The organism is Chryseoglobus sp. 28M-23, assembly GCF_014789785.1.
In the GTDB taxonomy this organism is placed as follows: Bacteria; Actinomycetota; Actinomycetes; order Actinomycetales; family Microbacteriaceae; genus Microcella; species Microcella indica.
Genome location: NZ_CP061846.1, coordinates 1,306,170 through 1,319,407, shown reverse-complemented (window position 1 = coordinate 1,319,407; position 13,238 = coordinate 1,306,170). Strand labels below are relative to the sequence as shown.

Genomic DNA, 13,238 nt, shown 5'->3' with positions numbered 1-13,238 from the left:
GCCGAACCCAACCCGAGATCGCCCTCGGGCATTCCTGCGCCTGATCGTGCGGTGTGCGCTCTCCGTCGCAGGCGTCGGGTTGTTGCTCAATGAACGCGCATACACTGACCTCGTACTCGAGGCTGGGCGCTGCAGTTCTCGCGAATCTCGCGATCGTCACTGATTGATGAGCTCCCGCGATCCTACAGGCCCGCACTGGAATGAGGAGGAAGCAGACCGTGAATCGGCTGTGGCAATGGTTCCCGACCACGATCGACCGCCGAGTGCGCGTGGTCGCCTGGGCGTCGCTCGTCTCGCAGATCCTCATCGTCGGCACGGGGGGCGCGGTGCGCCTCACCGGGTCGGGCCTCGGCTGCCCCACGTGGCCCCGGTGCACGGCCGACTCGTTCGTGGCGACGCCCGAGATGGGCATCCACGGCATCGTCGAGTTCGGCAACCGACTGCTGACCTTCGTCCTCATCGTCATCGCCCTGCTGGCGTTCCTCTTCGTCGTGCGGATGCGACGCGAGCGCCCCGAGCTGCTGCGGCTCACGCTTGCCCTGGGTCTCGGCATCATCGCGCAGGCGATCATCGGCGGCATCACGGTGCTCACGGGCTTGAACTCCTGGATCGTCGGCCTGCACTTCGTCGTGTCGAGCGTGCTCGTGGCCCTCGCCGCCGTGCTGGTGCACCGCGTCTATCGCGGTCGCGTCACTTCTCGCTTCGCCGTCCCGGCTCCCGTGCGCCTCCTGGCACACGCGACCGCCGTCGGCGTCTGGGTGACTGTTCTCGTCGGCATCGTCGTCACGGGCTCGGGTCCGCACGCCGGCGACGCCGACACGCCGCGCAACGGCCTCGATCCCGCGGTGTGGCAGCACGTGCACTCCTGGCCCGCCTACATCACCGCGGCGCTCAGCGTTCTGCTGCTCGTCGCCGCGGTGCGCGTCGGTCACGCTCCCCTGCGCCGCGCTGTCCTCGGACTCCTCGCTGTCGAGGCGGTGCAGATGGCCGTCGGGCTCGCGCAAGCGCGTCTCGGGCTGCCCGAACTCCTCGTGGGCGCGCACATGGTGCTCGCGTGCGTGCTCGTCGCGGCACTCACGCACGTGCTCCTCACCTTGCGGGTGAGCGAGGGGTCAGCGTCGCAGGCGGGCGCGCCGGATCAGAAGGGCAGCAGCGGGTCGATCGCGACGCCGACGAAGAGCAGCGTCAGATAGGTGTTGCTCACGTGGAACACCCGCATCGGCGCGGCTTCCCGCCCGGTTGACGCCCGCGAGTACAGGCGGTGGCTCTCGACCACGAACCAGCCGCCGGCCACGACCGCCATCGCGCTGTAGAGGGCGCCCATGCCCGCGACCGGGATGAGCATGAGAGACATGACGACGGTGGCCCAGGCGTAGAGGACGACCTGGATGCTCACCACGGCCTGCTCGCGCACCACCGACAGCATCGGCACGCCCACGGAGGCGTAGTCGGCGCGGTACTTCATCGAGAGCGGCCAGTAGTGCGGGGGCGTCCACAGGAAGATGACGAGGAAGAGGATGAGCGGCGCCCAGTCGAGTGAGCCCGTCACGGCGCTCCAGCCGATGAGGACCGGGAAGCATCCCGCGATCCCGCCCCACACGATGTTCTGCTCGGTGCGTCGCTTGAGTACGAGGGTGTACACGAACACGTAGAAGAGGATCGCGGCGAGCGCGAGCCCTGCCGCGAGCGCGTTGGTCGTCAGGAGCAGCCACGCGATCGAGACGACGCCGATGATCCACGCGAAGCCGAGCGCTTCGCGATCACTGAGCTCGCCCGTCACGAGAGGCCGCTTGCGCGTGCGGTTCATGATGCGGTCGATGTCGCGGTCGAGGTACATGTTGAACGCGTTCGCCGAGCCTGCGGCGAGAGATCCGCCGACGAGAGTCGCCACCACGAGCCCCAGATCGGGCACGCCGCCCTCGGCCAGGAACATGACCGGCACGGTCGTGATCAGCAGGAGCTCGATCACGCGCGGCTTCGTCAGAGCGACGTAGGCGGTGAGGAGACGGCGGAATCCGCGGCGACGGGAGGTCAGAGGCTGATCGAGCGCGGTATCCATGTCTCCTCTTCGGCCGTGTCGAGCACGCACAGTCTACGGGAGCCGCCCTGAGCGGCCGCCGGGGCGCATGCTGCCCGGTGCGAGCGGCCTCCCTATACTGGGCTGTGCTTGTCAACCGCACGTATTCCGTCTCTCGAACGGAGCGCATCGCGCTCGGGTGGAGTGCGGACAGGATCGAGGCCGATCCGGGCAAGGGGCTACCTCGCGGGGCGCCACCCAAGAAGGTCCCGCGGTCGATTCGAGAAAGGGCACCACCGCTGCCATGACCGACCTCATCTGGAACGAACTGGATTCCGCCGCCGTGGACACGGCCCGACTGCTCGCGGCCGATGCCGTCGAGAAGGTGGGCAACGGGCATCCCGGTACCGCCATGAGCCTCGCGCCGGTTGCCTACCTCCTGCACCAGAAGGTCATGCAGCACGACCCGAGCGACCCGCACTGGCTCGGCCGCGATCGGTTCATCCTCTCCGCCGGGCACAGCTCGCTCACCCAGTACGTGCAGCTCTACCTCGGCGGCTACGGCCTCGAGCTCGACGACCTCAAGTCGCTGCGCACGTGGGGCTCCAAGACTCCCGGCCACCCCGAGTTCGGCCACACCGACGGCGTCGAGATCACGACCGGCCCTCTCGGCCAGGGCCTCGCCTCCTCCGTGGGATTCGCCTACGCAGCTCGCTTCGAGCGCGGACTCCTCGACCCGGACGCCGCGCCGGGAGAGAGCGTCTTCGACCACCACATCTTCGTGATCGCGAGCGATGGCGACGTCCAGGAGGGTGTGACGAGCGAGGCAGGTTCGCTCGCCGGTCACCAGCAGCTCGGCAACCTCATCGCGATCTACGATGCCAACCAGATCTCGATCGAGGATGACACCGATATCGCCTTCACGGAGGACGTCGCTGCTCGCTACGAGGCCTACGGCTGGCACGTGCAGACCGTCGACTGGAAGAAGACGGGCGAGTACGTCGAGGACGTCCACGCCCTGCACGCGGCCATCGAGGCCGCCAAGGCCGAGTCGAGCAAGCCCTCGCTCATCGTCGTGAAGACCATCATCGGCTGGCCCGCGCCCACCAAGCAGAACACGGGCAAGATTCACGGCTCGGCCCTCGGCGGCGACGAGCTCGCCGCGACGAAGGTCGCGATGGGTGCCGACCCCGAGAAGCACTTCGACGTGAGCGACGACGTTCTCGCCCACACGCGCGCTGCCGTCGAGCGCGGTGCCGAGCGTCGTGCCGCCTGGCAGAAGCGCTTCGACGCCTGGGCGGCGGCGAACCCCGAGGGCACGGCGCTCCTGGACCGCATGCAGGCAGGCGAGCTCCCGAGCGGCCTCGAGGATGCCCTGCCCACCTTCGAGGCGGGCTCGAGCGTCTCGACCCGCGCCGCCTCCGGCAAGGTCATCAACGCCATCGCGGGCGTCGTGCCCGAGTTCTGGGGCGGATCCGCCGACCTCGCCGAGTCGAACCTGACGACCATCGCCCAGGGTGGCTCCTTCGTGCCCACGGAGCACTCGACCGAGCAGTGGAGCGGCCACCCCTACGGTCGCGTCCTGCACTTCGGCATCCGTGAGCACGCGATGGGGTCGATCCTCAATGGCATCGCCCTGCACGGCCGCACGCGCGTCTTCGGCGGCACGTTCCTCATCTTCAGCGACTACATGCGCCCCGCAGTGCGCCTCGCGGCGCTCATGCGCATCCCCGTGACCTACGTGTGGACCCACGACTCGGTCGCTCTGGGCGAGGACGGCCCCACGCACCAGCCGATCGAGCAGCTCGCCGCGCTGCGGGCGATCCCGGGCCTCGACATCGCCCGACCTGCGGACGCGACGGAGACCGCCTGGGTCTGGAAGTCGGTGCTCGAGCGCCACGACCGACCGGTCGGCCTCGCGCTCACCCGCCAGAACATCCCCGTCTTCGAGCGCGGAGAGGACGCGGCGGAGGGCGACACGCTCGCCTCGGCGCGGTTCGCCGCGCACGGCGCCTACATCCTTGCGGAAGCCCCGGGAGGAACCCCCGATGTCATCCTGCTGGCGACCGGCTCCGAGGTGCAGCTCGCCGTCGAGGCGCGCACGCGTCTCGCCGAGGAGGGCGTGAACGCCCGCGTGGTCTCCGCTCCCTGCCTCGAGTGGTTCGACGAGCAGAGCGACGAGTACCGCGAGTCGGTGCTCCCCAGCGCCGTCACCGCCCGCGTCTCGGTCGAGGCTGGACTCGCGCTCAGCTGGCACCGCTATCTCGGATCCCGCGGCCGCGCCGTCTCGATCGAGCACTTCGGTGCCTCGGCGGACTACCAGACGCTCTTCCGCGAGTTCGGCATCACGACGGACGCCGTCGTCGATGCGGCGCGCGCCTCCCTCGCCGCTGGCTGACACTCCCCGACCTCATCGCCCGCCACCCACAGAAGTGAGAACACCATGACCTCCACCCCCACCGCACAGCTGAGCGAGCTCGGTGTCAGCATCTGGCTCGACGACCTCTCTCGCGACCGCATCTCGTCCGGCGCACTCGCGGCGCTCATCGAGAGCCGCAACGTCGTCGGCGTGACGACCAACCCGACGATCTTCGCTGCCGCTCTCGCGACAGGGACGACCTACGACGAGCAGGTGGGTGAGCTCGCACGCGCCGAGGCGAGCGTGACCGATGCCGTCTTCGCGATCACCACGAGCGACGTGGCCGCAGCGAGCGACATCTTCGCCGGTGTCTACGCATCGACGAACGGGCGCGATGGCCGCGTCTCGATCGAGGTGGAGCCCGGCCTCGCCCACGACGCTGCCGGCACGATCGCGGAAGCGCGCGCTCTCTGGTCGACCGTCGACCGCCCCAACGCCATGATCAAGATCCCCGCGACGCGCGAAGGCCTCGAAGCGATCACGGAGACCATCGGGGCGGGCATCAGTGTCAACGTCACGCTCATCTTCAGCCTCGAGCGCTACCGCGAGGTCATCGAGGCCTACCTCGCGGGCCTCGAGAAGGCGCACGCCGCGGGCATCGATCTGTCGACCATCCACTCGGTGGCGTCGTTCTTCGTCTCGCGCGTCGACACCGAGATCGACAAGCGCCTCGTCGATCTGGGCACGCCCGAGGCCCTCGCGCTCAAGAGCAAGGCCGGTGTCGCCAACGCACGTCTCGCCTACGAGCTGTTCGAGAGCTCGTTCGCGAGCGACCGTGCCGCGACGCTGCTCTCGGCGGGCGCGAACGCTCAGCGACCGCTCTGGGCCTCGACGGGAGTCAAGGACCCGAGCCTGCCCGACACCCTGTACGTCACCGAGCTCGCGGTCGCGAACACCGTGAACACGATGCCCGAGAAGACGCTCGAGGCCACCTTCGACCACGGCGCCATCGCGGGCGACCAGGTCACCGGCCACTACGACGATGCGCGGGCCGTGCTCAGCAGCCTCGCCGATCTCGGCATCTCCTACGACGAGGTGACGGCCCTCCTCGAGAAGGAAGGCGTGGAGAAGTTCGTCGTCAGCTGGAACGAGCTGCTCGACACCGTCACCGCCGCGCTGGAGGCTGCACGATGACGGTCGTCGTCGCGGCACGCGGGTCGGCGCAGGAGGCCATCGACCGACTCGTGCCGGCGCTCGTCGACGAGCTCGTCGCAAGCCGGATCACGGCGGGCGACGCGACACTGTGGGGCGCGGAGGCCGAGGACGAGGCCGGCAAGCGACTCGGGTGGACGCAGGCAGTGACCGTGTCGCGCCCCCTCGTGGGCGAGATCGCCGCGCTGCGCGACCACTTCGCGGAGGTCGGCGTGACTCGCATCGTGCTGTGCGGGATGGGAGGCTCCTCGCTCGCCCCCGAGGTGATCACGCGCACCGCGGGAGTGCCCCTCGTCGTCCTCGACGCGACCGACCCCGGTCAGGTTCGCTCCGCCGTGGAGGAGAGCATCGAGTCCACCGCGGTCGTCGTCTCCTCCAAGTCGGGCTCGACGGTCGAGACCGACAGCCAGAAGCGCGCCTTCGAGACAGCGTTCCGCGCGGCGGGTATCGATCCTGCCGAGCGCATCGTCGTCGTGACCGACCCGGGCTCCCCCATGGAGGAGGCCTCGCGCGCAGCCGGCTATCGCGTCTTCCTCGCAGACCCCACCGTGGGTGGCCGCTATTCGGCACTCACTGCGTTCGGGCTCGTGCCCTCCGGGCTCGCTGGCGTCGACCTCGACCAGCTGCTGGATGAGGCCGAGGCGGCATCGCTGCCCCTCGCGGTCGACTCCCCCTCGAACCCCGGCCTGCAGCTCGCCGCCGCGATCGCCGGAGCGACGCCGCGCCGCGACAAGCTCGTGATCATCGCCGACGGCACCCACGTCGTCGGCCTCGGCGACTGGATCGAGCAGCTGGTGGCAGAGTCCACGGGCAAGGAAGGCACGGGCATCCTGCCGGTCGTCGTCGGACCGGACGCACCCGAGCTCAGCTCGGGCGCCCCCGACGTTCAGGTGCTGCGCCTCGTCGGGGACTCGCGCGCCACACGCGAGGTCGCGGACGACGAGATCGAGATCTCCGGGTCCCTGGGTGCGCTGCTCATGACGTGGGAGTACGCCACGGCGGTCGCCGGTCGCCTGCTCGGCATCAACCCCTTCGACCAGCCGGACGTGGAATCGGCGAAGATCGCCGCGCGCGGGCTGCTGGACCACCGACCCGAGCCGACGGAGCCCCTCTTCGCGGAGGGTGGAGTCGAGGCGCGGGGGCCGCAGGAGCTGCTCGCCGGAGCATCCACCGTCGCCGAGGCGATCGATCGTCTCCGGGAGGCGACGCCCGCCGACGGCTACATCTCCGTGCACGCCTACCTGGATCGGCAGGCTCACCCCGAGCTCGAAGCAGTGCGCCACCACCTTGCTGCCCGCTCTGGTCGACCCGTCACCTTCGGGTGGGGCCCGCGCTTCCTCCACTCGACGGGGCAGTACCACAAGGGCGGTCCCGCCCACGGGGTCTTCCTGCAGATCGTCGGTCGATCGACCACGGACCTCGAGATCGCCGAGCGCCCGTTCACCTTCGGCGAGCTCATCGCGGCGCAGGCTGCGGGCGACTCCGCCGTGCTCGCCGAGCACGGGCGCCCCGTCGTGACCCTGACCGTGAGTGACGCAGCCGCGATCGCGGCCGTCATCGCCGCCGCTTCCTGATCGACCTGACCGCTAGGAGCTTCATGTCACCGGTCGAGATCTCCTCCGACCACAATCCGCTGCGATCGCTCGACGATCGACGCCTCAACCGCATCGCGGGCCCCAGCGGACTCATCATCTTCGGCGTCACGGGCGATCTCTCGCGCAAGAAGCTCATGCCTGCGGTGTACGACCTCGCCAACCGCGGTCTGCTCCCGCCGGGCTTCGGGCTCGTGGGTTTCGCCCGGCGCGACTGGGACTCGCAGGACTTCGAGAAGGTCGTCCACGACGCGGTGAAGCAGTATGCGCGGACTCCGTTCGACGAGAATGTCTGGCGCCAGCTCACGCATGGCATCCGCTTCGTGTCCGGGGAATTCGACGACGACGATGCGTTCGCCCGGCTCGCCGAGACCGTCGCCGACCTGGACCGCGATCGCGGCACGATGGGCAACCACGCTTTCTATCTGTCGATCCCTCCCAAGTCGTTCCCGCTGGTGACGGAGCAGCTGCGACGCAGTGGACTCGCGGAGGCCGACGACGGTCAGTGGCGGCGCGTCGTCATCGAGAAGCCCTTCGGCAGCGACCTGCGCACGGCGCGCGAGCTCAACGATGTCGTCGAGTCCGTCTTCCCGCCAGACTCGGTGTTCCGCATCGACCACTATCTCGGCAAGGAGACGGTCCAGAACATCCTGGCCATGCGCTTCGCCAACATGCTCTACGAGCCGCTGTGGAATGCGAACTACGTCGACCACGTGCAGATCACGATGGCGGAGGACATCGGCGTCGGCGGTCGTGCCGGGTACTACGACGGCATCGGGGCTGCCCGCGACGTCATCCAGAACCATCTCCTGCAGCTGCTCGCCCTCACCGCCATGGAAGAGCCCGTCTCGTTCGCCGCGGCGGATCTGCGTGCGGAGAAGGAGAAGGTGCTCTCCGCGGTGCGCCTGCCGAAGGATCTCGCCACCGGCACCGCGCGCGGTCAGTACGCCAGTGGCTGGCAGGGTGGCGAGTGGGTTCCCGGCTTCCTCGAGGAGGAGGGCATGAACCCCGAGTCGGTGACCGAGACCTATGCCGCCATGAGACTCGACATCAATACGCGCCGGTGGGCGGGTGTTCCCTTCTACCTGCGCGCGGGCAAGAGGCTCGGGCGCCGCGTGACCGAGATCGCCGTCGTGTTCAAGAGAGCTCCCCAATACCTCTTCGCGGAGAGCCAGACCTCGGCGCTCGGCCAGAACGCTCTCGTCATCCGTGTGCAGCCCGATGAAGGGGTGACGATCCGCTTCGGGTCGAAGGTTCCCGGCGCCGGCATGCAGGTGCGCGACGTCACGATGGACTTCGGCTACGGCCACGCCTTCACCGAGGCGAGCCCCGAGGCATACGAGCGTCTCATCCTCGATGTCCTGCTGGGCGAGCCACCGCTCTTCCCCCGTCACGAGGAGGTGGAGCTCAGTTGGAAGATCCTCGACCCCATCGAGGAGTTCTGGGCGACGCAGGGCGCACCCGAGTCCTACGCCCCCGGAACCTGGGGGCCCGCCTCCGCCGACGATCTGCTCGCACGCGATGGACGAGTCTGGAGGCGCCCATGATCATCGACCTGCCCAGCACGACCGCGAGCGCGGTCTCGAAGACTCTCGTGCGCATTCGCGACGAAGCGGGCGCCGTCGCGCTCGGCCGCGTGCTCACGCTCATCATCGTCTCGACGATCGGCGACGAGGAGGAGGTCATCGCTGCCGCCAACGAGGCGTCGCGCGAGCACCCCATGCGCATCATCGTCGTCTCGACCGATGACACGGCGCAGTCCCCGCGACTCGACGCCGAGATCCGCGTCGGTGGGGACGCCGGGGCGAGCGAGGTCATCGTGCTGCGTGCCTACGGTGAGACGGCGAGCGACCAGCGAGGCCTCGTCACGGGGCTTCTCTTGCCGGACGCCCCGGTGGTCTCTTGGTGGCCCAAGGAATGCCCCGAGGGCGTTTGCGACACGCCGCTCGGCCGACTAGCGCAGCGCCGGATCACCGACTCGGCGGCGAGCGGCGACCCCGTTGCCGCGCTCGATCGCGTCGCCGCAGGTTATCGACCCGGAAACACGGACTTCGGCTGGACGCGACTGACCCTGTGGCGCGCCCAGCTCGCGGCGGCGCTGGATCAGCCGCCGTACGAGAGCATCACGGCGGTGGAGGTCTCCGGGGCGCCTGAGGCACCCTCGACGACGCTGCTCGCAGCGTGGCTGAAGTGGCGGCTCGAGGTTCCCGTCGAGGTGCACACCGAGGGTTATGCGCCTGCGTCCGGCATCCACAGCGTGGTCCTGCACCGTGCCAGCGGTCCGATCCGCCTCGCGCGCACGGAGCCCGACGTGGGAACCCTCACCCAGCCCGGACAGCCCGATCATGAGATCTCGTTGCCGAGGCGCGGTCTGCGGGAGTGCCTGGCTGAGGAATTGCGTAGGCTCGACCCCGACGACGTGTTCGGTGCCGTGCTCGCCGCGTCTCGAGAGAGCGCCCCCGCCACGCACTGAGACGTCGCCGCACCCCGCCCCACCTGAAAGGCTCGTGATACTCGTGACCACCGATCGACGCGTGCTCGTTCATCCTGACCGTTCGACTCTCGCGGGAGCGGTGGCGGCCCGGTTCCTCACCAAGCTCGTCGACCTCATCGAGGACGAGGGCAGGGCGCACGTCGTGCTCACGGGGGGCAGCGTGGGCATCGAGGTTCTCGAGGCGATCGCGCACTCCCCCGGACGCGACAGCGTCGCTTGGCATGCTGTGCACCTGTGGTGGGGGGACGAGCGGTGGCTGCCGCGCGGTGACGCGGATCGCAATGAGACCCAGGCCCGCCAGGCGCTCATCGATCACATCGCGATTCCGCCGAACAATGTGCACCCGTTCCCGGCATCGGACGAGGGCATCGAGCTCGAGGAGGCGGCCGAGCGCTATGAAGCGACTCTGCGCGCGCACTCCGATGGAGCGGAATTCCCCACGTTCGCCATCACGTTCTTGGGCGTCGGCCCCGATGGCCACATCGCGTCGCTCTTCCCGGACCGGGAAGGCCCGACCATCGAGCGGGCCGGTGTCATCGCCGTGCACGACTCCCCGAAGCCACCGCCCGGTCGCCTGAGCCTCTCCCTGCCCCTCTTGCGCCGCTCCGAGCGCATCTGGCTCGTGCTCGCCGGAGCGGACAAGGCTCCGGCACTGGGCCTGGCCCTCGCCGGTGCCTCCTTCGCCGACGTACCGGCAGCCGGGGCGAAGGGCACCAAGCGCACGGTGTTCTTCGTCGACGAAGACGCCTCGGCAGAGGTGCCGGAGGCGCTCATCGCACCGACGTCGTACTGGACGGGTGCGATGGATCAGTCCGACTGGCGGCCCGAGACGTGGCGCCCGACCGAGTCACGATGAGTGCCGAGTCGGGACAGACGCTGAGCGGCTAAGCGGTACCGCGGCGCTGTCGCAGGCGCTGCAGAGCCTCATCGAGGATCTGCTTGGCCTCCTCGTCGCTGCGGCGCTCCTTCACGTAGGCGAGGTGCGTCTTGTACGGCTCGTTCTTCGCCATCGCGGGCGGATTGTTCTTGTCGCGCCCCGCAGGCAGCCCCGAGGCCGGTGAATCGATCGTCTCGGGAATCTCCTCCTCGGGCAAATTCGCCGCGAAATGGCGCACGGTCTCATTGCCGAGCGCATCCCAGTACGAGATCGTGAGGCGCTCGGCCTGGATCCCGCGGTCCTGCTCCCCCATGGGGCCTGAACCAACGCGGGAACCGCGAATAGCGCTTCCTCCTGACACCATGTCGTTTCCCCCTATGCCGCGTCGAAGCGCGTGATGAGACCGAGCACGATGATCGCGGACACCCAGACGAGGGCGAGGATGATCGTGATGCGGTTGAGGTTCCGCTCCGCCACCCCGGAAGCACCGAGGTTGGACGTGACGCCGCCGCCGAACATGTCGGAGAGCCCGCCGCCGCGACCGCGGTGCAGCAGGATCATGAGCGTCAGCAGGAGGCTCGTGATTCCCAGGATGACCTGGAGCACGACCTGAAGAATTTCCACGGATAGAACCTCTCGAGCGTTTCGGACAGTCTCCTACCCTACCGGACAGGGAACGGCTGGGGCGTCAGACAGTGCCGACGTGCTTCGGGAAGCGGGCGATGGCGGAGAACTCGTCCACGTCGAGACTCGCTCCCCCGACAAGGGCGCCGTCGACGTCCTTCTGCTTCATGAATCCGGCGATGTTCGCGGCCTTGACACTGCCGCCGTAGAGGATGCGCGTGCGCTGAGCAGCGTCCGCCCCGAGGGCGGTCTCGATCTCCGCGCGCAGCGCGGCGCACACCTGCTGCGCCTGCTCGGGCGTCGCTGCCTGGCCGGATCCGATCGCCCACACCGGCTCGTATGCGACCACGATCTCCTGCTCGGGATCGAGCTCGGCGAGAACAGCCGCCAGCTGACCCACAGGCACCGCCGAGGGGCCGTGCGCCTCGAGGTCCTCCGCGGTCTCGCCCACGCACACGACGGGCGTCAGGCCATGCCGCAGAGCGGCGACGGTCTTCGCGGCGACGATGGCGTCGTCCTCGTGGTGGTACTGCCGACGCTCCGAGTGGCCGATGATGACGTAGCGGCACTCGAGAGCCGCGAGGAAGGCTCCCGAGATCTCGCCCGTGTAGGCGCCGCTGTCGTGCGCGGAGAGATCCTGTCCGCCGTGGGCGAGGTCGAGCTTGTCTGCGGAGATGAGCGTCTGCACGCTGCGAAGATCGGTGAAGGGCGGGAAGACCGCTACCTCCACCTCGGCCGAGGAGTGCTTCGCATCCCGCAGCGACCACGCCAGCTTCTGCACGAAGGCGATCGACTGCAGGTGGTCGAGGTTCATCTTCCAGTTTCCCGCGATGAGCGGGGTGCGTGTCATGACCATCCGAGGACCTCCAGTCCGGGTAGCTTCTTGCCCTCGAGGAACTCAAGGCTGGCGCCGCCCCCCGTGGAGACGTGGCCGAAATCGCTGTCGCGGTATCCGAGCGCGCGCACGGCGGCGGCGGAGTCGCCACCGCCGACGACGCCGAGACCGGGCATCCGAGACAGCGCTTCGGCGACCGCCTTCGTGCCCGCCGCGAATGCCGGGAACTCGAAGACGCCCATGGGCCCGTTCCAGAACACGGTCGAGGACGACGACACCAGCTCGGCGAAGCGCGCCGCCGTGTCCGGGCCGATGTCGAGACCGATACCGGCGGCGCCCGCGGGCCCGCCCTCCAGGTCGTCTGCTCGCTGGACGGTGTAGGCGGCGTCGGCGGAGAACGACTCCGCGACGGCGACGTCGGTCGGCAGGACGATCTCGACACCCCGCTCACGCGCCTCGTCGAGGTAAGCGCGCACCGTGTCGAGCTGATCCTCCTCGAGCAGGCTCGCGCCGACCGCGTGCCCCTGTGCCTTGAGGAAGGTGAAGAGCATGCCTCCACCGATGAGGAGCCGATCGACCCGGGGCAGCAGGTGGGCGATGACGCCGAGCTTGTCGGAGACCTTCGACCCGCCGAGCACGACCGTGTAGGGGCGCTCAGGCGTCTCGGTCAGGCGGTCCAGGACCTCGAGCTCCGTGGCGATCAGCGAACCCGCTGCGCTCGGCAGCAGTTGGGCGAGCTCGAAGACGCTCGCCTGCTTGCGGTGCACGACCCCGAAGCCGTCCGAGACCATCGCGTCGCCGAAGCGCGCGAGACGCTCGGCGAACGCGCGCCTCTCCGCGTCGTCCTTGCTCGTCTCCCCCGCGTTGAACCGCAGGTTCTCGAGCAGCGCGATACGGCCGTCCTCGAGAGCCTCGACGGTCTTCTCGGCAGCCGACCCGACGGTGTCCTCGGCGAAGGCGACAGGCGAGCCGAGCAGCTCGCACAGTCGCTGGGCGACGGGCTTCAGGCTGTAGCGCGCATCCGGCGCGCCATCCGGTCGGCCCAGGTGGGAGACGACGACGACGCGCGCTCCGCGGTGCAGGAGCGCGTTGAGCGTCGGCAGCGAGGCGCGGATGCGACCGTCGTCTGTCACGACGCCGTCGGCGAGCGGCACGTTGAGGTCGCACCGGACGATCACGCGCCGGCCGGAGAGGTCTCCGAGGGATTCGATCGTGCGCAGGGCCACGA

The 13,238-nt window shown here is 69.2% G+C and carries 12 protein-coding genes; 7 read left to right on the top strand and 5 right to left on the bottom strand.

The window, feature by feature from the left end; all coding sequences use genetic code 11:
• The first annotated feature begins 218 nt into the window (after positions 1 to 218).
• Positions 219 to 1,193: a COX15/CtaA family protein gene (locus IE160_RS06370; RefSeq protein WP_224744383.1), complete on the top strand. Its 975-nt coding sequence runs from the start codon at positions 219 to 221 to the stop codon at positions 1,191 to 1,193.
• On the opposite strand, the gene IE160_RS06365 is transcribed toward IE160_RS06370, so the two are convergent.
• Positions 1,139 to 2,059, bottom strand: coding sequence for a heme o synthase (locus tag IE160_RS06365; RefSeq protein WP_179871867.1), 921 nt, complete (start codon positions 2,057 to 2,059; stop codon positions 1,139 to 1,141). The two genes, IE160_RS06370 and IE160_RS06365, sit on opposite strands and share 55 nt — an antisense overlap.
• A 262-nt stretch (positions 2,060 to 2,321) precedes the next feature.
• Between IE160_RS06365 and tkt the strand changes: the two genes are divergently transcribed.
• Genes tkt through pgl form a run of 6 tightly spaced genes read left to right on the top strand, consistent with a single transcriptional unit; the run spans position 2,322 to position 10,530 of the window.
• Positions 2,322 to 4,415, top strand: a complete 2,094-nt coding sequence (gene tkt, locus IE160_RS06360; RefSeq protein ID WP_179871866.1) for a transketolase — start codon at positions 2,322 to 2,324, stop codon at positions 4,413 to 4,415.
• Positions 4,416 to 4,460: 45 nt separating this feature from the next.
• Positions 4,461 to 5,570 carry a transaldolase gene (gene tal, locus IE160_RS06355; RefSeq protein ID WP_179871865.1) on the top strand — a complete coding sequence of 370 codons (1,110 nt, stop codon included), beginning with the start codon at positions 4,461 to 4,463 and terminating at the stop codon, positions 5,568 to 5,570.
• Positions 5,567 to 7,162: a phosphoglucose isomerase-related protein gene (locus IE160_RS06350; protein ID WP_191150569.1), complete on the top strand. Its 1,596-nt coding sequence runs from the start codon at positions 5,567 to 5,569 to the stop codon at positions 7,160 to 7,162. Before tal ends, IE160_RS06350 begins: the two co-directional genes overlap by 4 nt.
• Before the next feature lie 23 nt (positions 7,163 to 7,185).
• A complete protein-coding gene (zwf, locus tag IE160_RS06345; RefSeq protein ID WP_179871863.1) occupies positions 7,186 to 8,727 on the top strand; it encodes a glucose-6-phosphate dehydrogenase in 1,542 nt (513 codons plus the stop codon).
• A complete protein-coding gene (locus IE160_RS06340) occupies positions 8,724 to 9,653 on the top strand; it encodes a glucose-6-phosphate dehydrogenase assembly protein OpcA (RefSeq protein WP_179871862.1) in 930 nt (309 codons plus the stop codon). Before zwf ends, IE160_RS06340 begins: the two co-directional genes overlap by 4 nt.
• A gap of 43 nt (positions 9,654 to 9,696) precedes the next feature.
• The gene (gene pgl / locus IE160_RS06335) at positions 9,697 to 10,530 is read left to right on the top strand and encodes a 6-phosphogluconolactonase (RefSeq protein ID WP_191150568.1); all 834 of its coding nucleotides are present in this window, start codon (positions 9,697 to 9,699) and stop codon (positions 10,528 to 10,530) included.
• A gap of 28 nt (positions 10,531 to 10,558) precedes the next feature.
• Here the strand turns inward: pgl and IE160_RS06330 are convergent, their stop codons facing one another.
• The 4 genes from IE160_RS06330 to IE160_RS06315 form a co-directional block, all read right to left on the bottom strand.
• Positions 10,559 to 10,915 carry an RNA polymerase-binding protein RbpA gene (locus IE160_RS06330; RefSeq protein WP_152582837.1) on the bottom strand — a complete coding sequence of 119 codons (357 nt, stop codon included), beginning with the start codon at positions 10,913 to 10,915 and terminating at the stop codon, positions 10,559 to 10,561.
• Between the two features lie 11 nt (positions 10,916 to 10,926).
• Positions 10,927 to 11,175 carry a preprotein translocase subunit SecG gene (gene secG, locus IE160_RS06325; RefSeq protein WP_152582838.1) on the bottom strand — a complete coding sequence of 83 codons (249 nt, stop codon included), beginning with the start codon at positions 11,173 to 11,175 and terminating at the stop codon, positions 10,927 to 10,929.
• A 64-nt stretch (positions 11,176 to 11,239) separates the two neighbouring features.
• A complete protein-coding gene (gene tpiA / locus IE160_RS06320; RefSeq protein WP_179871860.1) occupies positions 11,240 to 12,025 on the bottom strand; it encodes a triose-phosphate isomerase in 786 nt (261 codons plus the stop codon).
• Positions 12,022 to 13,236 carry a phosphoglycerate kinase gene (locus IE160_RS06315; RefSeq protein WP_179871859.1) on the bottom strand — a complete coding sequence of 405 codons (1,215 nt, stop codon included), beginning with the start codon at positions 13,234 to 13,236 and terminating at the stop codon, positions 12,022 to 12,024. Before IE160_RS06315 ends, tpiA begins: the two co-directional genes overlap by 4 nt.
• Positions 13,237 to 13,238 lie beyond the last annotated feature (2 nt).

Bases quoted from the DNA above. Each gene is read 5' to 3' on its own strand.
- IE160_RS06365 (WP_179871867.1), bottom strand. From the start codon at position 2,059: ATGGATACCGCGCTCGATCAGCCTCTGACCTCCCGTCGCCGCGGATTC.
- tkt (WP_179871866.1), top strand. From the start codon at position 2,322: ATGACCGACCTCATCTGGAACGAACTGGATTCCGCCGCCGTGGACACG.
- tal (WP_179871865.1), top strand. From the start codon at position 4,461: ATGACCTCCACCCCCACCGCACAGCTGAGCGAGCTCGGTGTCAGCATC.
- IE160_RS06350 (WP_191150569.1), top strand. From the start codon at position 5,567: ATGACGGTCGTCGTCGCGGCACGCGGGTCGGCGCAGGAGGCCATCGAC.
- zwf (WP_179871863.1), top strand. From the start codon at position 7,186: ATGTCACCGGTCGAGATCTCCTCCGACCACAATCCGCTGCGATCGCTC.
- IE160_RS06340 (WP_179871862.1), top strand. From the start codon at position 8,724: ATGATCATCGACCTGCCCAGCACGACCGCGAGCGCGGTCTCGAAGACT.
- IE160_RS06330 (WP_152582837.1), bottom strand. From the start codon at position 10,915: ATGGTGTCAGGAGGAAGCGCTATTCGCGGTTCCCGCGTTGGTTCAGGC.
- tpiA (WP_179871860.1), bottom strand. From the start codon at position 12,025: ATGACACGCACCCCGCTCATCGCGGGAAACTGGAAGATGAACCTCGAC.